This is a genomic window from Streptomyces sp. NPDC101132 (assembly GCF_044759225.1).
In the GTDB taxonomy this organism is placed as follows: Bacteria; Actinomycetota; Actinomycetes; order Streptomycetales; family Streptomycetaceae; genus Streptomyces.
The window spans coordinates 230,771-250,379 of sequence record NZ_JBIVYX010000010.1; the positions used below are offsets into that span (position 1 = coordinate 230,771).

Annotated in this window: 12 protein-coding genes and 1 pseudogene; 6 read left to right on the top strand and 7 right to left on the bottom strand. The window is 73.2% G+C overall.

Translation table 11 applies throughout. The features are described from left to right. Positions 1–19 precede the first annotated feature (19 nt). Positions 20–1,234: a cation:proton antiporter gene (locus ACIQUR_RS23910; protein ID WP_403667680.1), complete on the bottom strand. Its 1,215-nt coding sequence runs from the start codon at positions 1,232–1,234 to the stop codon at positions 20–22. 202 nt (positions 1,235–1,436) lie between these two features. Here ACIQUR_RS23910 and ACIQUR_RS23915 point away from each other — a divergent pair, with 202 nt between their 5' ends. Further along, positions 1,437–1,736, top strand: coding sequence for a heavy-metal-associated domain-containing protein (locus ACIQUR_RS23915; RefSeq protein ID WP_403667682.1), 300 nt, complete (start codon positions 1,437–1,439; stop codon positions 1,734–1,736). Between the two features lie 127 nt (positions 1,737–1,863). Further along, positions 1,864–4,158, top strand: a complete 2,295-nt coding sequence (locus ACIQUR_RS23920; protein ID WP_403667685.1) for a heavy metal translocating P-type ATPase — start codon at positions 1,864–1,866, stop codon at positions 4,156–4,158. A 377-nt stretch (positions 4,159–4,535) separates the two neighbouring features. On the opposite strand, the gene ACIQUR_RS23925 is transcribed toward ACIQUR_RS23920, so the two are convergent. Continuing rightward, positions 4,536–5,825 (bottom strand): citrate synthase, encoded by a 1,290-nt coding sequence (locus ACIQUR_RS23925; RefSeq protein ID WP_403667688.1) that lies wholly within the window; start codon positions 5,823–5,825, stop codon positions 4,536–4,538. Positions 5,826–6,003: 178 nt separating this feature from the next. Next, on the bottom strand, positions 6,004–8,238 hold the full coding sequence (locus ACIQUR_RS23930) for an ATP-dependent RecD-like DNA helicase (protein WP_403667690.1): 2,235 nt from the start codon (positions 8,236–8,238) through the stop codon (positions 6,004–6,006). 294 nt (positions 8,239–8,532) lie between these two features. Between ACIQUR_RS23930 and ACIQUR_RS23935 the strand changes: the two genes are divergently transcribed. Both ACIQUR_RS23935 and ACIQUR_RS23940 read left to right on the top strand, forming a co-directional pair. Then, a complete protein-coding gene (locus ACIQUR_RS23935) occupies positions 8,533–9,081 on the top strand; it encodes a DUF937 domain-containing protein (RefSeq protein ID WP_403667693.1) in 549 nt (182 codons plus the stop codon). A 97-nt stretch (positions 9,082–9,178) separates the two neighbouring features. Continuing rightward, positions 9,179–9,676: pseudogene (locus ACIQUR_RS23940) on the top strand (GNAT family N-acetyltransferase); the annotation flags it as partial. On the opposite strand, the gene ACIQUR_RS23945 reads toward ACIQUR_RS23940, so the two are convergent. Beyond that, positions 9,588–10,541 carry an EamA family transporter gene (locus tag ACIQUR_RS23945; protein ID WP_403667696.1) on the bottom strand — a complete coding sequence of 318 codons (954 nt, stop codon included), beginning with the start codon at positions 10,539–10,541 and terminating at the stop codon, positions 9,588–9,590. The pseudogene ACIQUR_RS23940 and the gene ACIQUR_RS23945 overlap by 89 nt on opposite strands. Positions 10,542–10,622: 81 nt before the next feature. Here ACIQUR_RS23945 and ACIQUR_RS23950 point away from each other — a divergent pair, with 81 nt between their 5' ends. Further along, positions 10,623–11,567, top strand: coding sequence for a LysR substrate-binding domain-containing protein (locus ACIQUR_RS23950; protein WP_403667699.1), 945 nt, complete (start codon positions 10,623–10,625; stop codon positions 11,565–11,567). A 9-nt stretch (positions 11,568–11,576) separates the two neighbouring features. Continuing rightward, the gene (locus ACIQUR_RS23955) at positions 11,577–13,367 is read left to right on the top strand and encodes a glycoside hydrolase family 3 protein (protein WP_403667701.1); all 1,791 of its coding nucleotides are present in this window, start codon (positions 11,577–11,579) and stop codon (positions 13,365–13,367) included. Between the two features lie 106 nt (positions 13,368–13,473). Here the strand turns inward: ACIQUR_RS23955 and ACIQUR_RS23960 are convergent, their stop codons facing one another. The 3 genes from ACIQUR_RS23960 to ACIQUR_RS23970 form a co-directional block, all read right to left on the bottom strand. Beyond that, entirely contained in the window at positions 13,474–14,907 is a 1,434-nt protein-coding gene (locus tag ACIQUR_RS23960; RefSeq protein ID WP_403667704.1) for a S28 family serine protease, read from the bottom strand. 122 nt (positions 14,908–15,029) lie between these two features. Next, complete coding sequence (locus ACIQUR_RS23965; protein WP_403667707.1) at positions 15,030–15,425, bottom strand: hypothetical protein; 396 nt, start codon at positions 15,423–15,425, stop codon at positions 15,030–15,032. Positions 15,426–15,564: 139 nt separating this feature from the next. Next, the gene (locus tag ACIQUR_RS23970) at positions 15,565–19,443 is read right to left on the bottom strand and encodes an ABC transporter ATP-binding protein (RefSeq protein ID WP_403667947.1); all 3,879 of its coding nucleotides are present in this window, start codon (positions 19,441–19,443) and stop codon (positions 15,565–15,567) included. Positions 19,444–19,609 lie beyond the last annotated feature (166 nt).

A 19,609-nucleotide genomic window follows, 5' to 3' on the forward strand; every position in this document is an offset into this window, starting at 1 on the left:
GCGGCGCGGCCGGCGCCCCTCACCAGGACTCCTCCCCGGCCCGCTCACCCCGCGGGAGGGCTTCGCCGGGGCGGGCCCGGCACTTGAGGGCGAGCAGCGGGAAGACCAGTACGGAGACCATGGCGGCGCCGACCAGCGCCGCCGCCTCCCCCGCACCCAGCACCCCGTCCTCGGTGCCCAGCGTGGTGATGGCGACGACCAGCGGCAGCGCGGTGGACCCGAAGAGGACCAGCGCCGCCCGGTCCCGCCGGACCAGGTCGCGCGGGGCCAGGACCCAGATGGGCAGCCCCCGCACCACCAGGAAGAGCAGCAGGAAGAGGGGCAGCAGGAGCAGCTCCCGCCCGCCCCCCAGCAGCGAGTCGAGGTCGAACTCGATGCCGGTGACGACGAAGAACACCGGCACCAGGAAGCCGAACCCCATGGCCTCCACCTTCGAGAGGACCAGCCCGCTGCTCTCCGGGGCGGCCCCCTGGAGCACCAGCCGCGTGACCATCCCGGCCGCGAAGGCGCCGAGCAGCACGTCCAGCCCCAGCACCTCGGTGAGCCCCAGCATCACCACCAGCATGAAGACCACCAGCCGCACCGCGAACTGACCGCTGCTGTGCAGGGTCTTGGCGATGACCCGGGAGAACCAGGGCGGCTTGGGCCGCATCGCCCAGAGCACGGCCAGCGCGGTGAGCACCGCGAAGGCGATAAGCGTCGCGGCCGAGGCGGCCGGCGCCCGCCCGCTGAGCAGCAGCGCCATGGCGACGATCGGTCCGAACTCGCCGACCGAGCCGAAGGCCATCATCACCGTGCCGAACCGGGTCCCCAGGTCCCCGGCGTCCCGCAGCACGGGCAGGATCGTGCCGAGCGCGGTGCTGGTGAGCGCGGTGCCGATGTACACGCCCTTGCCGAACCCGCCGCCGTGCGCGAGCAGCACCCCGAGGGCCAGCCCCAGCGCGAGCGCCGTGATCCAGGCCCACACCGAGCGCCGGAGCGTGTCCCCGCGCACCCGGTCGAACCGGATCTCGTACCCGGCCAGGAAGATCAGCATCGCCAGGCCGAGCTGGGAGAGCGTGTCGATCACGCCCCCGGACCGGGCCCAGCCGAGCACGTCGGGGCCGACCAGGATGCCCAGCAGGATCTCGAAGATGACCAGCGGCACCGGGAGCCAGCGGGAGACGCCGTAGGCCAGCAGGGGCGCGAGGACGGCGATGGCCATGATCAGAACGAGCGTCCCCGAATGCGACATACGCCCCATTTATCTACGCTCCGACCGGAACCGCCAACCGGGAGGGAGTCGTTCCGCACCCGCGGCACCGCACCCGGCGCGCCCGCGAGAGAGGGTCGCTTAATACCCCCCAGGGGTATAGTGTGGTCAGCGTCGGGAGACGGTGGAGGGATCCACGGGCTCCCGGCCCCCCGACTTCGCACGTCCCGAAGAGGAGAACGACATGACCGCCGAGACCGACACCCAGACCGCCACCGGCTCCTGCTGCGGCGGCAGCAGCGCCTGCCAGGACGGCACCGCCGCCACCGCGGGCGTCACCACGGTCTACCGCGTCACGGGCATGACCTGCGGCCACTGCGAGGGCGCCGTGACCGCCGAGGTCTCCGGCCTGGCCGGCGTCTCCTCGGTGAAGGCCGTGGCCGCCACCGGCGAGGTCACCGTGGTCTCGGAGGCCCCGCTGGACCTGGAGGCCGTCCGGGCCGCCGTGGACGAGGCGGGCTACGAGCTCGCCGGCCTGGCCTGAGCCGCCGCACGGCGCCCGGACCCCGCGGGGTCCGGGGGCCGCACTCCTCACGCAGGACTTCCCGCCGGACCGTGCCGGCCGGCTGATACCGGTCCCGTACGGTCCGGCCCTCCCCCTGGAGCCGGACATGAGCAGCACCCTGCACGACGACCCGATAGCGCCCACCGCACCGGCCGCCGAGGTCGAGCTCTCCATCGGCGGCATGACCTGCGCCTCCTGCGCCGCCCGCATCGAGAAGAAGCTCAACCGCATGGACGGCGTCACGGCGACGGTCAACTACGCCACCGAGAAGGCCCGGGTCACGTACGCCGAGGGCGTCGAGGTCGCCGACCTGATCGCGACCGTCGTGAAGACCGGCTACACCGCCGAGGAACCCCCGCCGCCGGCCCCCGAGCCCGCCGCCGCCCCGGAGCCCGGCGCGCCCGGCGCCGAAGCGGGCCGGGCCCCCGCGGACCCGGCACTCGCCGCCCTGCGGCAGCGTCTCGTCGTCTCGGCCCTGCTCGCCGCCCCCGTGGTCCTGCTGGCCATGGTCCCCGCCCTCCAGTTCGACAACTGGCAGTGGCTCTCGCTCACCCTGGCCGCCCCGGTCGTCGTCTGGGGCGCGTACCCCTTCCACCGGGCCGCCTGGACCAACGCCCGGCACGGCGCCGCCACCATGGACACCCTGGTCTCCGTGGGCACGCTGGCCGCCTTCGGCTGGTCGCTGTGGGCCCTGTTCCTCGGCCACGCGGGCATGCCCGGCATGCGGCACGGCTTCGACCTGACGGTCTCCCGCGCCGACGGCGCCTCCACCATCTACCTGGAGGTCGCGGCCGGGGTCGTCACCTTGATCCTGCTCGGCCGCTACCTGGAGGCCCGCTCCAAGCGGAAGGCCGGCGCGGCCCTCAGGGCCCTGATGGAACTCGGCGCCAAGGACGTGTCCGTGCTGCGCGGCGGCACGGAGGTACGGATCCCCGTCGACGCCCTGGCGGTCGGTGACCGCTTCGTCGTCCGCCCCGGCGAGAAGATCGCCACCGACGGCACGGTGGTCGAGGGCACCTCCGCCGTCGACGCCTCGATGCTCACCGGCGAGTCGGTGCCCGTGGACGTCACCACCGGCGACGCCGTCACCGGAGCGACCGTCAACACCGCCGGACGGCTGGTCGTCGAGGCCACCCGGGTCGGCTCGGACACCCAGCTCTCCCGGATGGCCAAGCTGGTCGAGGACGCCCAGAACGGCAAGGCCGAGGTCCAGCGGCTGGCCGACCGGATCTCCGCGGTCTTCGTGCCCGTCGTCCTGGTCATCGCCCTCGGCACCCTGCTGACCTGGCTGCTCGTCACCGGCGACGCCACCGCGGCCTTCACCGCCGCCGTGGCCGTCCTGATCATCGCCTGCCCCTGCGCCCTGGGCCTGGCCACCCCGACCGCCCTGATGGTCGGCACCGGGCGCGGCGCGCAGCTCGGCATCCTCATCAAGGGCCCCGAGGTGCTGGAGTCCACCCGCCGCGTGGACACCGTGGTCCTGGACAAGACCGGCACGGTCACCACCGGCCGGATGACCCTGCTGGGCGTCACCGCCGCCGAGGGCACCGACGAGGCGGAGCTGCTGCGCCTGGCGGGCGCCCTGGAGCACGCGTCGGAGCACCCGGTGGCCCGCGCGATCGCGACCGGCGCGGCCGAGCGGGTGGGCGCCCTGCCGGTCCCCGAGGGCTTCGAGAACATCGCCGGCCTCGGCGTCCGGGGCGTGGTCGACGGGCACGCGGTGCTGGTGGGCCGCGAGCGGCTGCTGGCGGACCGGTCGATCCCGCTCCCGGCGGAGCTGGCGGCCGCCGGGGCCGGGGCCGAGGCGGCCGGTCGTACCGCCGTCGTGGTCGCCTGGGACGGTGCGGCGCGCGGGGTGCTGACGGTGGCGGACGCGGTCAAGGGGACCAGCGCCGAGGCGGTGGCCCGGCTGCGCGCCCTGGGCCTCACCCCGGTGCTGCTCACCGGCGACAACCGGGCGGTGGCCGAGGCCGTGGCCCGCGAGGTGGGCATCGACGAGGTGGTCGCCGAGGTGCTGCCGCAGGAGAAGGTGGCGGAGGTCAAGCGCCTGCAGGGCGAGGGACGTACGGTCGCGATGGTCGGCGACGGGGTCAACGACGCCGCCGCGCTCGCCCAGGCAGACCTGGGCCTGGCCATGGGCACCGGCACCGACGCCGCCATCGAGGCGGGCGACCTGACGCTCGTACGCGGGGACCTGCGCGTCGCCGCCGACGCCATCCGGCTCTCCCGGCGCACCCTGGCCACCATCAGGGGCAACCTCTTCTGGGCCTTCGGCTACAACGTGGCGGCCCTGCCGCTGGCGGCCGCCGGACTGCTCAATCCGATGATCGCGGGAGCCGCGATGGCCTTCTCGTCGGTCTTCGTTGTGACAAACAGCCTGCGGCTGCGGTCCTTCAGGTAGCCTCTTCGCATCTCGAGCACAGTTCCTTCACGCGAGGCACAAGATCGAGACAGAGATCACAGGGATGCGTACGTAACCATCCGGGGGTGACGCGAGTCTAATGAGGCGATGCCGAGAACGTCTTTGGGGGACGTTGGGCGGGCGTCTTGGGGGACGTCCATGCATCCGCCACGCCGGGGCACGTGCGGCCGGGGAGCTTTGAGCGGCCCTCCCGACCACTACGGGTCCCGGCAGACCCACCAGGGGCTCCGGCCCCTCGCCGACACCCGGCACGGGTCCCGTGGGGGGAATCCGCACCGGGGTATGGAAAGCGCCCCGTCTTCGACCCGTGGGGGGATCGACGGCGGGGCGCTTTTCGCTGTCCTACGCGCCGGGCGTCAGCGGGACTCGACCGGGACGAAGTCGCGCTCGACGACACCGGTGTAGATCTGGCGCGGGCGGCCGATGCGGGAACCCGGCTCCTTGATCATCTCGTGCCACTGGGCGATCCAGCCGGGCAGCCGGCCGAGCGCGAAGAGCACGGTGAACATCTCGGTCGGGAAGCCCATCGCGCGGTAGATGAGGCCCGTGTAGAAGTCCACGTTCGGGTAGAGGTTGCGCGAGACGAAGTACTCGTCGGAGAGCGCGTGCTCCTCCAGCTTGAGCGCGATGTCGAGCAGCTCGTCGGACTTGCCGAGCGCCGAGAGGACGTCGTGCGCCGCCGCCTTGATGATCTTCGCCCGGGGGTCGAAGCTCTTGTAGACGCGGTGGCCGAAGCCCATCAGGCGGACGCCGTCCTCCTTGTTCTTCACCTTGCGGATGAAGGAGTCCACGTCGCCGCCGTTGGCCTGGATGCCTTCCAGCATCTCCAGGACGGACTGGTTGGCGCCACCGTGCAGCGGGCCCCACAGGGCGCTGATGCCGGCGGAGATCGAGGCGAACATGTTCGCCTGCGAGGAGCCGACCAGGCGGACGGTGGAGGTGGAGCAGTTCTGCTCGTGGTCCGCGTGCAGGATGAGGAGCTTGTCGAGCGCGGAGACCACGACCGGGTCCAGCTCGTACTCCTGGGCCGGCACGGAGAACGTCATGCGCAGGAAGTTCTCGACGTAGCCGAGGTCGTTGCGCGGGTAGACGACCGGGTGGCCGACCGACTTCTTGTACGCGTACGCGGCGATCGTCGGGAGCTTGGCCAGCAGCCGGATCGTCGAGATGTGGCGCTGCTTCTCGTCGAACGGGTTGTGGCTGTCCTGGTAGAACGTCGACAGCGCGCTGACCACGGAGGACAGCATCGCCATCGGGTGCGCGTCGCGCGGGAAGCCGTCGTAGAAGCGCTTGACGTCCTCGTGCAGCAGCGTGTGCTGGGTGATCTCGTTGCGGAACGACGCGAGCTGGTCGACGGTCGGCAGCTCCCCGTTGATCAGCAGGTAGGCGACCTCGATGAAGGTCGACTTCTCGGCCAGCTGCTCGATCGGGTAGCCGCGGTAGCGGAGGATCCCCTGCTCGCCGTCGAGGTAGGTGATCGCGGATTTATAGGCAGCGGTGTTCCCGTAGCCGCTGTCCAGGGTGACCAGACCGGTCTGGGCGCGGAGCTTCGAGATGTCGAAGCCCTTGTCACCGACGGTGCTCTCGACCACCGGGTAGGTGTATTCACCGTCCGCGTACCGCAGTACTACAGAGTTGTCGCTCACGTCATCCCTCACCGACGTAGTGCCTCTTCTTCGAGGTGCCCTGACTGCCTCTACCTTCCCCCATTTGGCGCAGGAGAGTGCACTCGGGGTCGGCCTTCGGGCCCTTTGGCGGCACTGAGTGCCGTCAACCTGCACATACTGCCCCCTCCGCACCGGGGGAGGAAACCCCAATGATCGATCATTCTTGGGTGATGTTTCCCACCGGTATGCGTCCGGACAGCCTGGCGGCCACCGCCGTGTACCTCCTGCCTGCGGAAACGGTACGCACCGCCTGCCCGAGAGCCTTGCGGGAACCCACCAGCACGACCAGTTTCTTCGCGCGGGTGACAGCCGTATAGAGCAGGTTCCGCTGGAGCATCATCCAGGCCCCGGTGGTGACCGGGATCACGACCGCCGGGTATTCACTCCCCTGGGACCTGTGAATGGTGACGGCGTACGCATGGGCGAGTTCGTCAAGTTCGTCGAACTCGTACACGACCTCCTCGTCCTCGTCGGTGCGGACGGTGAGCCGCTGGTCGTCGAGGCTGAGCGCGGTGACCACGCCGACCGTGCCGTTGAAGACGCCGTTGGCGCCCTTCTCGTAGTTGTTGCGGATCTGGGTGACCTTGTCGCCCACCCGGAAGACCCGGCCGCCGAAGCGCTTCTCCGGCACGTCGGGGCGGGCCGGGGTGACGGCCTGCTGGAGCAGGCCGTTGAGGTTGCCGGCCCCGGCCGGGCCCCGGTGCATGGGCGCCAGCACCTGGACGTCGCGCCGGGGGTCGAGGCCGAACCTGGCCGGGATCCGGCGGGCGGCCACGTCCACCGCCAGCAGCCCCGCGGCCTCGGTGTCCTCCTCGGCGAACAGGAAGAAGTCCGGCAGCCCCTGGGTGATCGGCGGGACCCCGGTGTTGATCCGGTGGGCGTTGGTGACCACCCCCGACTGCTGGGCCTGCCGGAAGATGCGCGTCAGCCGTACGGCGGGAACCGGCCCGCCCTCGGCCAGCAGGTCCCGCAGCACCTCGCCCGCGCCCACCGACGGCAGCTGGTCCACGTCGCCCACCAGCAGCAGGTGGGCCCCCGGCGCCACCGCCTTGACCAGCTTGTTGGCCAGCAGCAGGTCCAGCATCGAGGCCTCGTCGACGACGACCAGGTCGGCGTCGAGCGGCCGCTCCCGGTCGTACGCGGCGTCCCCGCCCGGCTTCAGCTCCAGCAGCCGGTGGACCGTGGAGGCCTCGGCCCCGGTCAGCTCGGCCAGCCGCTTGGCCGCGCGGCCGGTCGGCGCGGCCAGCACCACCTTGTACCGCTTGGCCCGGGCCAGTTCCACGATCGACCGGACGGTGAAGGACTTGCCGCAACCCGGCCCGCCGGTGAGCACCGCGACCTTCCGGGTCAGCGCCAGCCGTACGGCCTCCCGCTGCTCGGCGGCGAGGTCCGCGCCGGTACGCCCGGCCAGCCAGCCGAGGGCCTTCTCCCAGTCCACGTCCCGGAAGGCCGGCATCCGGTCGTCCTCGGCCGCCAGCAGCCGCCGCAGCTGTCCCGTCAGCGACAGCTCCGCGCGGTGGAAGGGCACCAGGTAGACGGCCCTGACCGGGTCACCGCCCCCGGGATCGGGGACGGACTCGCGGACCACGCCCTCCTCCTCGCCGGCCAGTTCGGCGAGGCACTCGATGACGAGCCCGGTGTCGACCTGGAGGAGCTTGACGGCGTCGGAGATCAGCCGCTCCTCGGGCAGGAAGCAGTGGCCCTGGTCGGTGGACTGCGAGAGGGCGTACTGGAGCCCGGCCTTGACCCGCTCGGGGCTGTCGTGGGGGATGCCGACGGCCTGGGCGATGCGGTCGGCGGTGAGGAAGCCGATGCCCCAGACGTCGGCGGCGAGGCGGTAGGGCTGGTTGCGCACCACGGAGATCGAGGCGTCGCCGTACTTCTTGTAGATGCGCACCGCGATGGAGGTGGAGACGCCGACGCCCTGGAGGAAGACCATGACCTCCTTGATGGCCTTCTGCTCCTCCCAGGCCGCGCCGATCATCCTCGTCCGCTTGGGCCCCAGCCCGGGCACCTCGACCAGCCGCTTCGGCTCCCGCTCGATCACGTCGAGGGTGTCGGTGCCGAAGTGCTCGACGATCCGGTCGGCGATGCGGGGGCCGATGCCCTTGATGAGCCCCGAGCCGAGGTAGCGGCGGATGCCCTGGATGGTGGCGGGCAGGACCGTGGAGTAGTTCTCCACCGCGAACTGCCTGCCGTACTGCGGGTGGGAGCCCCAACGGCCCTCCATGCGCAGGGATTCGCCGGGCTGCGCGCCGAGCAGGGATCCGACGACCGTGAGGAGGTCCCCGCCGCCCCGGCCGGTGTCGACCCGGGCGACCGTGTAGCCGGTCTCCTCGTTGGCGTACGTGATCCGCTCCAGCACCCCTTCCAGCACCGCGAGATTCGACATGCCCCGAAGCTACCGTCAGGCGCCGACACCCCGCCGGGGCCTGTGGACAACCCGCTCGGCCCGGGGCCGGAAAACAGCGAAGGGGGTCCGGCCTCGCGGCCGGAACCCCCTCGCGTGGGTTCCCCACCCTCGTCGGTCCTTCCCGATCCCCCCAGATCCCCTCCCGGAAGTTCCGACGCCATGTACGACCCCCGACCCCGCCGGACGGTTGCACGAGAATCCGAGATTTATCTTTCCGTTACCTTCGACGCACCCAACGTGCCGGCAAATAGGGACGGACGTAGCGTTTCCGGCATGAGCGAACCCTCTTTCCAGGACGACGTGCTCGCCGAACTCGGCGAGGACGGGCTGACCGAGATCGCCGGCCTGCTCGGCACCGACACCGACGGCGCCCGCGCCACCGTCGCGACGACCGTCGGCGAGCTGACGGGCGGGCTGGAGCAGAAGGCCTCGGCCGTCGACCACGACGAGGACGACGACGGCGACGAGGTCCGCCAGGCCTTCGCCGAGGTGGCCGAGCCACCCCTCCAGGGCGTCGCCACCCTCGGCGGCGGGCTGCTGGGCGGCGGCCTGATGGCGGGCGTGCTGGCCAAGGTGAGCAAGCCGGTCGCCAACGCGGTCGCGAAGAAGACGGGCCTGCCGGCCGCGACCGTCAGCCGCGTGATCGAGCTGCTGATCCCCGTCGTCCTGGCGGTCTTCGCCAAGCGGGCGGCCGGCAAGGGCACGGCGGCCCCCGGCGCCGCCCCGGCCCCCGGCTCCGGCTCCCCCGCGCCGTCGTCACCGTCCGCCGGCGGCGGTCTCGGCGACCTGCTCGGGCAGATCCTCGGCGGCGGCCGGAAGTAGCCCCGTCTCACCCGTCCGGGTGAGGGCCCGGCAGCGCTGCCGGGCCCTCGGCCGCCGCGCTATTTTGGGCGCCATGGACACCGACCGGCCCGAGCAGGACGTACGCCTCCGCGACCCCGAGCCCGGCGACCTGGGCTGGATCGTGCAGCGCCACGGCGCGCTGTACGCCGCCGAGTTCGGCTGGAACGCCGACTTCGAGGGCCTGGTCGCCCGGATCGTCGCGGACTTCGCCCAGGACCACGACCCGCACCTGGAGCGGGTCTGGATCGCCGAGCTGGCCGGCCGCCCGGTGGGCTCCGTGATGTGCGTACGGGACGACGCGCCCGGCGCCGCCCGGCTGCGCCTGCTGCTGGTCGACCCCGAGGGGCGCGGCCACGGCATCGGCGCGCGCCTGGTCGACGCGGTCGTCGCCTTCGCCCGCGAGGTGGGCTACCGCGAGCTGGTCCTGTGGACCAACGACGTGCTGACCTCGGCGGCCGGCATCTACCGGCGCGCCGGCTTCACCCTCATCGCCGAGAAGCCGCACCGGTCGTTCGGCGCGGACCTGGTGGGACAGGACTGGCGGCTGGACCTCCAGGAGCGTTCGCCGCGCTGACGGCACGGCGGGGGCCGCGGCCGAAGGAGGTCAGGGCCACCCCGCCGACCAGCAGCACCGCCGCCGCCCACCGGAGCCCGCTCACCGGCTCGCCCAGCACCAGTGCCGCCGAGCTCATCCCGAAGACCGGCACCAGCAGCGAGAAGGGCGCCACCGAGGAGGCCGGGTAGCGGCGCAGCAGGTATCCCCAGGCCCCGAAGCCGAACACCGTGGACACCCAGGCGACGTACACCAGCACCCCGGCCCCGCCCCAGTCGAGCGCCCGCAGCGCGGCGAGGTCCCGCTCGGGCCCCTCCAGCAGCAGCGAGAGGGCGAACAGCGGCAGCACCGGCACGGTGCACACCCAGATCATGAAGTTCAGGGCGTCGGGCGGGGCCGCCCGGCGGGTCAGTACGTTCGACACGCCCCAGCACGCGGCCGCGGCAACCACCAGCGCGAAGCCGAGCACCGGCCCCGAGGCCCCCTGCTCCACGGCGGCCACGGCGATCCCCGCGAAGGCCACCGCCATGCCCGCCAGCCGCACCCGGCCCGGCCGCTCCCCCAGCACCAGCGCGGCGAACACCGCGGTGAACACGGCCTGGGCCTGGAGCACCAGGGAGGACAGCCCGGCCGGCATCCCGGCGTCCATGCCGGTGAACAGCAGCCCGAACTTGGCGACCCCGAGGGCGAGTCCGACCCCGACGATCCACTTCCAGGCGACGGTGGGCCGCCCGACGAGGAACACCGCGGGCAGGGCCGCGACGAGGAACCGCAGCGCGGAGAGCAGCAGCGGCGGGAAGTGGTCGAGGCCGATCTCGATGACGACGAAGTTGAAGCCCCAGACGGCGGCGACGAGCACGGCGAGCGCGGTGTGTACGGGACGCATACGTCGAGCATCCGTGGCCGCCGGATGAAGCACCAGCGCGCATCCCTACCGGGCCGGATTAAGCAGTGCTTAACTGGAGGGATGCTGGACCTCGCCCGACTCCGCGCCCTGCACGCCGTCTCCGTCCACGGCTCGGTCGCCGCCGCGGCCGCCGCCCTGGGCTACACCCCCTCGGCCGTCTCCCAGCAGATCACCAAGCTGGAGCGGGAGACCCGCACCACCCTCCTGGAGCGCCGGGGCCGCGGCGTGGCCCTGACCGAGGAGGCCCGCCACCTGGCCGACACGGCCGAGCGGCTGCTCGCGATCATGGAGCAGGCCGAGACCACGCTGGAGGAGCGCCGGGGCCTGCCGGGCGGCCGCCTGACCGTCGCCGCCTTCGCCTCCGCGGCCCGCGGGCTGATGCCGGCGGTCCTGGCCGACCTGGCGCGCCGTCACCCCGCCCTGGACGTCCGGATGACCGAGGTGGACCCGCACCTGTCGGTGGACCTGGTGGCCCGGGGCGTGACCGACCTCGCGGTCGCGCACGACTGGGACATCGCCCCGCTGCCGGCGCCCGACGGCGTGGAGCAGACCCGCGTCGGCGAGGAGCGCTGCGACCTCCTCGTCCCGGCGGACCACGCCTTCGCGGGGCGCGCCGTGGTGCGCCACGCGGACCTGGCCGGCCAGCGCTGGATCAGCCAGCCCCCGGGCCGGGTCTGCCACGACTGGCTGATGCGGACGCTGCGCACGGCGGGCCACGAGCCGGAGGTCGTCCACATGGCGGAGGAGAACCACACCATCGTCGCCCTGGTCGCGGCGGGCCTCGGCATCGCCGTGGTCCCCACGCTGGGCACCGGCCCCCTTCCCGCGGGCGTGACCGCACTCCCCCTCGAACCGGCCCCGGTCCGCCGCCTCTACGCCCTCTGGCGCACCGCCGCCGCCCGCCGCCCGGCCATCACGGAGACGATCACCACCCTGCAGTCCCACTGGCCGCCCCCGGGCACCGCTCTGGCGTGTCCCCCCGCCCCCGGCGGCGGGCCGCAGTAGCGTGCGCGGGTGGTGAACGCGACCTCTCGACGCACCCTGCTCGCCGCGGCCGCGGCGGCTGCCGTCTCGGCCGCCGGGGCCTCGGCCTCGGCCAGCGGCCGGGCCACGGCGGTGCCGCATCCCTGGCTGCTGCGGCTCGTGGCGCGGATGAGCCTGGCCGAGAAGGTCGGGCAGTTGTTCGTCAGCCGGGTGTACGGGCACTCCGCCACCGATCCCGAGCCCGCCGACGCCGAGAAGAACCTCGCCCAGTTCGGGGTGCGGACCGCCGCGGAGGTGGTCCGCCGCTACCACCTGGGCGGGGTCGTCTACTTCGCGTGGGCGCACAACACCCGGGAGCCGGCGCAGATCGCGGGGCTGTCCGACGGCCTCCAGCGGGCCGCGCTCGCCGGGCCGAACCCGGTACCGCTGCTGGTCTCCACCGACCAGGAGCACGGGATCATCGCCCGGATCGGCCGGCCGCTCACGCTGCTGCCCGGCGCCATGGCGCTCGGTGCGGCCGGTTCCGCCGAGCACGCCCGGCGGGCCGCCGAGATCGCGGGCACCGAGCTGGCCGCGCTGGGCGTGGCCCAGGACTACGCGCCGGTGGCCGACGTGAACGTCAACCCGGCCAACCCGGTGATCGGGGTACGGTCCTTCGGCTCGGCCCCCGGCCCGGTGGCGGAGCTGGTCGCGGCCCAGGTACGGGGTTACCGGGCAGCCGGGATCGCGGCCACCGCCAAGCACTTCCCGGGCCACGGGGACACCGAGACGGACAGCCACTACGGGCTGCCCCGGATGGGGCACAGCCTGAAGGAGTGGGAGCGGCTGGACGCGCCGCCCTTCGAGGCGGCGATCGCCGCCGGGGTGGACGCGGTGATGACCGCCCACATCGTCTTCCCCGCGCTCGACCCGTCCGGCGATCCGGCCACCCTCTCGCAGCCCATCGTGACCGGCATCCTGCGCCGGCGGCTGGGCTTCGAGGGCGTCGTGGTCACCGACGCCCTCGACATGGCGGGGGTACGGCAGAAGTACGGCAACGACCGGGTGCCGGTGCTGGCCCTGAAGGCGGGCTGCGACCAGCTGCTCAACCCGCCGGACCTGGACCTGGCCCACCGGAGCGTCATCGCGGCCGTCCGGAGCGGTGAGCTGACGGAGGCGCGGATCGAGGAGTCGGTGCTGCGGATCCTCCGGCTCAAGGCGCGGCTGGGGCTGTTCGGCGCCCCGTTCACGGATCCCGCGCGGGTGGAGGCCGTGGTGGGTGCGGCGGAACACCGCGCGGCGGCCGACACCATCGCGGCCGCGGGGACCACGCTGCTGGCCAACTCCGCCGGCCTGCTGCCCCTTTCGCCAGCGCGGACCCCTCGCCTGCTGGTCACCGGGGCCGATCCGGTGTCGCCCACCGGGACGACCGGACCGCCGACGGCGACCCTGGCCCGGGAGCTGACCGCCCTCGGGTTCACCGCGGGCGCCGTGCCGACCGGGCTCGCGCCCGACGCGGACGCGGTACGGCGCGCGGTCGCGGCGGCACGGGAGGCCGACGCGGTGCTGGTGTGCACGTACAACGTGGCCGACGGCAGCCCGCAGCGGGCCCTCGTCCAGGCCCTGGTGGACACCGGGGTGCCGGTGGTCTCCCTCGCCGTGCGCAACCCGTACGACGCCGCCCGGCTGCCGGAGTGCGCGGCGAGCCTGGCGGCGTACTCGTGGACGGACGTGGAGCTGCGGGCCGCCGCCCGGGTGGTCGCGGGAGAGGTGCGGCCGGCGGGCCGGCTGCCCGTCCCGGTGCCGGGCCGCTACCCGGTGGGACACGGGCTGTCGTACTGAGGCCGGCCTACCGGGGACTGCGTGCCGGAGACGTGCGGAGGCCCTTGCGGGCGGCGGGTGTACGCCGCCCGCAAGGGCCTCTCGGGTACTACGGGTACTACGGGTACTACGGGCGCAGCGTCTGCCGGCGCTCGACGTCCTTGCGGTCCAGCTTCGCGTCCGGCTTCGCCAGCGGGCGCGCCTTGCCCGCGTCGGCCTTGACGGCCGCCGGGGCGACGCCGGCCCACTCCAGGATGCGGGCGGTGGCGAGGGCCTTCTCGTCGTCCTTCAGCATGGACACGCGGGCTCCGTGGTTCGCGCCGGGGGCGGTCATCACGTAGCTGTCGCGGGAGCCGTAGCCGAGGTGGAACGGCTCGGCGCCCCACGGGTCGTTCTGGCCGTACACGAAGAGCATGTGACGGGCGTTGTTGCGGACCCAGGTGTCGACGTCACGCATCACCCACGGCTGGAACTGCATGGGGATGGAGGCCGGCACGAAGTTGCGCGGCGGCTGGTAGCCGTAGCGGCTCAGGCCGGCCAGGTGGCGCTGCTTGATGTCGGGCGAACCGAGCTGCGTGCCGGCCTGGTAGTAGTACGGGGTGTACGTCTCCAGGCCCTGGTCGGCGTAGGCCGAGAAGCCGGAGATGGCATCGACCGAGTCCCAGATCTCCTGGTCGGTGGCGGTCGCCGCGACGGGGATCGAGCCGCAGTCGGCCAGCAGGCTGTACTGCCAGAAGGCCCACACGTAGTCCAGGACGACGGCCTCGAAGGCCTTGTCGAGGCTGCCGACGGTGGTGAAGGTGTAGCCGTTCTCCGCGGCGTACGCGGCGTACTTGGCCTCCAGGGCGTCGCGGCGCACGAGGGCCTCGCGCTGGACGGCGTTCAGCCGGTCGCGGCACTCCTTGGTGCCGACGCGGTCGAAGAACCGGTCGTAGGCCGAGTCCTCCTTGTTGACCACGTCGTTGGGGGCGACGTACGCGACGACGCCGTCCATGTCACGCGGGTAGAAGCGCTCGTAGTACGTGGCGGTCATGCCGCCCTTGCTGCCGCCGGTGGCGATCCAGCGCTTGGTGTACAGCGGCTTCAGCGCCTTGAAGAGGCGGTGCTGGTCGCTGGCGGCCTGCCAGATGTCCAGCTTCGACCAGTCGGCGGGCGCCGGGCGCGACGGGGTGAAGAATCGATACTCCAGCGACACCTGGTTGCCGTCGACGATGGTCGTCGGCTCGCTGCGGCGCGGGCTGGTGTTGACGTTGTAGCCCGAGGTGAAGAACACCGTGGGGCGGGACGCGTCCTTGTGCAGCAGGGTGAACCGCTGGTCGAAGGTGCCCTTCCACGGCTGCCGGTGGTCGACCGGCTGCTTGTAGTTCAGTACGAAGAAGCGGTAGCCGGGGTACGGCTTCTCCTCGACGAGGCTCATCCCCGGTATCGCGAGGACCTGGTCCTTGATGTCTGTGCCGGCTGCCGGCCCGGCGGCGGTGGCCGCCCCGGCCGTCACTCCGGCCGCACCCATGGTGCCGATCAGCACCACGAGCGACAGCAGCCATCTGAGCGCCTTGCGCATTCACCCTCCCCTTGAGTTCACTGCGGACGCCGTGAACCTACGGGGTCAACACGCGGCTGACCAGACCCGGTTGGCCCGTTCGTCGGATCTCGGCCGGGGGGACGGTCGGAATCCGGCCGCGGTCAGCAGAGGATCCAGCCCGAGGCCACCGAGCCGCCGCCCACGGACCCGCGCACGAAGACGCAGCGGGTCACCGCGTACACGGTGACCGGACCGGCCAGTTGGTAGAAGCGGCCGCTGTCGCGCACGGGCACCCCGCCGCGGGCCTGGATGCTGACGGACATCTGCTGCCGGCCGCCCGGGCGCTTGGGGAGGGTGACGGCGCAGGCGTGCGTGCGGGTCTTGTAGACGTACGTGGTCCCGGTGCTGAACGGCAGGGACTTCATCAGCCGTCCCCCGCAGCCGGACGCGGCCTGGGCCGGCGCGGAGAGGGCGCCGACCAGCAGCGCCGCCCCGGATATCGTCACGCCGGCGGTGCGCACCAGCGCGCGCCGGGTCCCGCCCCTCGAAGAAAACACCCGTCGTCCCCTCACACTCCGGACGTACGTACCGAACGCACGTACCTACGTCGGACGCGCGAGGGACCCCGTTGGTTGCGCAGGGCCCCTCGCGCGCCGCCGGTGCCGAAAGGTTCCGGACACGCCCGCCGGGCGCCCCCTACGCGGCGGCGTGCTCGTCCTCGCCGATGAAGGTCCGCCACAGCTCGGCGTACCGGCCGCCGCGCGCCAGCAGTTCGGCGTGGGTGCCGTCCTCGACGACCCGGCCCCGGTCCATCACGACCACCCGGTCCGCGCGGGCGGCCGTGGTGAGCCGGTGCGCCACCACCAGGGTGGTCCGCTTGCCGACGAGCCGGTCGGTGGCCTGGTTGACCACGGCCTCGGTGGCCAGGTCCAGGGCGGCGGTGGCCTCGTCGAGCAGCAGCACGTCCGGGTCGACCAGCTCGGCCCGGGCCAGCGCGATCAGCTGGCGCTGGCCGGCCGAGAGGTTCCTGCCCCGCTCGGCCACGGTGTGCAGGTAGCCGCCGTCCAGCGTGGCGATCATGTCGTGGGCCCCGACGGCCCGCGCGGCGGCCTCGACCTCCGCGTCGGTCGCCTCCGGGCGCCCGTACGCGATCGCGTCGCGGACCGTCCCCGGGAAGAGGTACGACTCCTGCGGGACCACCCCGAGCCGGTGCCGGTAGCCGGTGAGGTCCAGCTCGCGGAGGTCGGTGCCGTCGACGGTGACCCGGCCGGAGGTCGGGTCGTAAAAGCGCGCGACCAGCTTCACCAGCGTGGACTTGCCCGCGCCGGTCTCGCCGACGAACGCGACGGTCTGCCCGGCGGGTATCCGCAGCTCGATGCCGGCCAGGGCCTCGCCCTTGCGCTCGACGGCCGTGCCCTGGGCACCGTCCTCCTCGCCGGTCCCGTAGCGGAAGTGCACGTCCTCGAACGCGATCTCGCCGCGCAGCTCGCCCGCCTCCCGCGGCCGCTCGGCGAGCGGGGTGCGGGTGGGCTCGCGCAGCAGCTCCTGGATCCGGCGCAGCGAGACGGTGGCCTGCTGGTAGCCGTCGAAGACCTGGGAGAGCTGCTGCACCGGCGCGAAGAACAGGTCGATGTAGAGGAGGTACGCGACCAGCGCGCCGGTGGTCAGCGTGCCGGCCTCCACCCGGCCGGCGCCCACGACCAGGACGGCCGCGGCGGCGAGCGAGGAGAGCAGCTGGACGAAGGGGAAGTAGACCGAGATCAGCCACTGGCCGCGCACCCGGGCCTCGCGGTACGCGTCGCTGCGCGCGGCGAACCGGTCGGCGCCGGCCCCCTCGCGCCGGAAGGCCTGCACGATCCGCAGGCCGGAGACGGACTCCTGGAGGTCGGCGTTGACGACCGAAACGCGGTCGCGGGCCAGCTCGTACGCCTTGACCGACCTGCGGCGGAACACGATCGTGCCGACGACCAGCACCGGCAGCGTGGCGAAGACGATCAGGGCCAGCTCGACGTCGATCACCAGCAGCGCGACGAGGATGCCGAAGAAGGTGAGGACCGAGACCACGGCGGTGACCAGGCCGGTCTGGAGGAACGTGCTGAGCGCGTCCACGTCCGTGGTCATCCTTGTCATGATGCGGCCGGTCAGCTCGCGCTCGTAGTAGTCCAGGCCGAGCCGCTGGAGCTGGGCGAAGATCTTGACGCGCAGTGAGTACAGCACCCGCTCGCCGGTCCGGCCGGTCATCCGGGTCTCGGCCACCTGGGCCGCCCACTGGGACAGGACGACGAGCAGCGCCAGCCCGGCCGCGGCCCAGACGGCACCGAGGGCGAGGCGGGTGACGCCCTCGTCGATGCCGTGCCGGATCAGCACGGGCAGCAGCAGTCCGGCGCCCGCGTCCACGGCCACCAGGCCGAGGCTGACCGCGAGGGGAGCCCAGAAGCCGCGCAGCAGGCGCCGCAGGCCGTAGCTCTCCTCGGGGGCGGCGGCCGCCGCCTCGTCGACCTCGGGGACGTCGGTGGCCGGCGGCAGCGCCGCCACCTGCGCGAGCAGTTCGGGGGTGGCCGGCATGCCGGCCACCGCGGCGCCCATGGAGTGGCCGCCCGGGCCGGCCATGGGGGCGCCGGCGGTGGGGGCCTTGGCGGGGGCGGCGGCGCCGGGGCCGCCCTTGCGGCTGCCCCCGGCGTGGGCGCGGGGGGCGGCCCCGTACTCCTCGTTCTCCTCGGCGCGGCGCCACAGCTCCGGGGTGACGCCGTCGGCGACCCGGCGCTTGGCGTTCACCGGCTCGGCGTCGATCTCGGCCTCGGCCTCGATGTCGAGTTCCAGCTCCAGCTCGGCGAGCGTGGCGGCCTCGGCGGCCGCCTCGTCCCGGCTCCGGGCCGCGGCCGCGCCCGCCGGGTCCGGGGAGCCGCCGGCCAGCGCGTCCGGGTCGGTCAGCAGCCGCCGGTACAGCTCCGAGCCGGCCTCCAGCTCCTCGTGGGTGCCGATGGCCGAGAGCCGGCCCCGGTCCAGTACGGCGATCCGGTCGGCCAGCGCGAGGGTCGAGCGGCGGTGCGCGATCAGCAGCGTGGTGCGGCCGGCCATCACCGAGCGCAGGGCCTCGTGGATCTCGTGCTCGATGCGGGCGTCGACGGCCGAGGTGGCGTCGTCGAGCAGCAGCAGCCGCGGGTCGGTGAGGATGGCGCGGGCCAGGGCGATGCGCTGGCGCTGACCGCCGGAGAGGGTCAGGCCGTGCTCGCCGACCTTGGTGTCGTACCCCTCGGGCAGGGCCTCGATGAACCCCTCGGCCTGGGCCGCCCGGGCGGCGGCGCGGATCTGCTCCTCGCCGGCCTCGGGGCGGCCGTACGCGATGTTGGCGCGGACCGTGTCGGAGAAGAGGAAGCTGTCCTCCGGTACGAGGCCGATGGCGGCCCGCAGCGAGTCCTGGGTCAGCTCCCGCACGTCGTGGCCGCCGACCAGCACGGCGCCGCCGGTGACGTCGTAGAAGCGCGGCAGCAGCAGCGAGACGGTGGACTTGCCGCTGCCGGAGGCGCCGACCACGGCCACGGTCTCGCCGGGGGCGAGGGAGAGGGAGAAGCCGTCGAGGACCGGCCGCTCCGGGTCGTACCCGAAGGAGACGTCGTCGAACTCGACGGTGGCGGGCGCGTCCGCCGGCAGCTCCCGCGTGCCGTCCCGGATCACCGGCTCGGTGTCGATCAGCTCCAGCACGCGCTCGACGCCCGCCCGGGCCTGCTGGCCGACGGTGAGGACCATGGCGAGCATCCGGACCGGGCCGACCAGCTGCGCCAGGTAGGTCGAGAAGGCCACGAAGGTGCCCAGCGTGACCTGGCCGCGGGTGGCCATCCAGCCGCCGACGGCGAGCATCGCGACCTGACCGAGGGCGGGCACGGCCTGGAGCGCGGGGTTGTAGCGCGAGTTCAGCCGGATGGTGCGCAGGCGGCCGGCGAACAGGCGGCGGCTCGCCTCCCGCAGCTTGCCGGTCTCCTGCTCCTCCTGGCCGAAGCCCTTCACCACCCGGACGCCGGTGACGGCGCCGTCGACCACGGTGGCGACGGCGGCGGCCTGGCCCTGGGCCCACCAGGTGGCGGGGAACAGCTTGGCCCGGCTGCGCTTGGCGATGAACCAGAGGGCCGGGGCGATGGCCAGCGCGATGACCGTGAGCAGCGGCGAGAGCCACAGCATGACGGCGAGGGATATGCCGAACAGCATGAAGTTCCCGATGGTCATCGGGAGCATGAAGAGCAGGCCCTGGATCAGCTGGAGGTCGCTGGTGGCGCGCCCCACGACCTGACCGGTGGACAGCTCGTCCTGGCGGCGGCCGTCGAGCCGGGCGATGGTGGCGTACATCTCGGTGCGCAGGTCGTGCTGCACGTCGAGGGCGAGGCGGCCGCCGTAGTAGCGGCGCACGTACGTCAGGACGTAGACGAGCACGGCCGCGCCGACCAGCAGGCCGGCCCAGGGGCCCATCGGCCTGGTGTGGTCGCCGATGACGTCGTCGATGATCACCTTGGTGACCAACGGGACCAGGGCCATGACGGCCATGCCGCCGAGGGAGGAGCCGAGGGCCAGCAGGACGTTCAGGCGGTACCGCCAGGTGTAGCCGGCGAGCCTGCGCGCCCAGCCGGCCGCCTGCGGCGCCCGGTCCCCTCCCGTGCCGCCGCCGGTGTCCGTGTGCGTTTCCCGGTCCGTATCCGGACCGGCTTTCCCTGCCCCGGCCGTCTCTGCCGCCGCCACGTGGAGCCTCCCC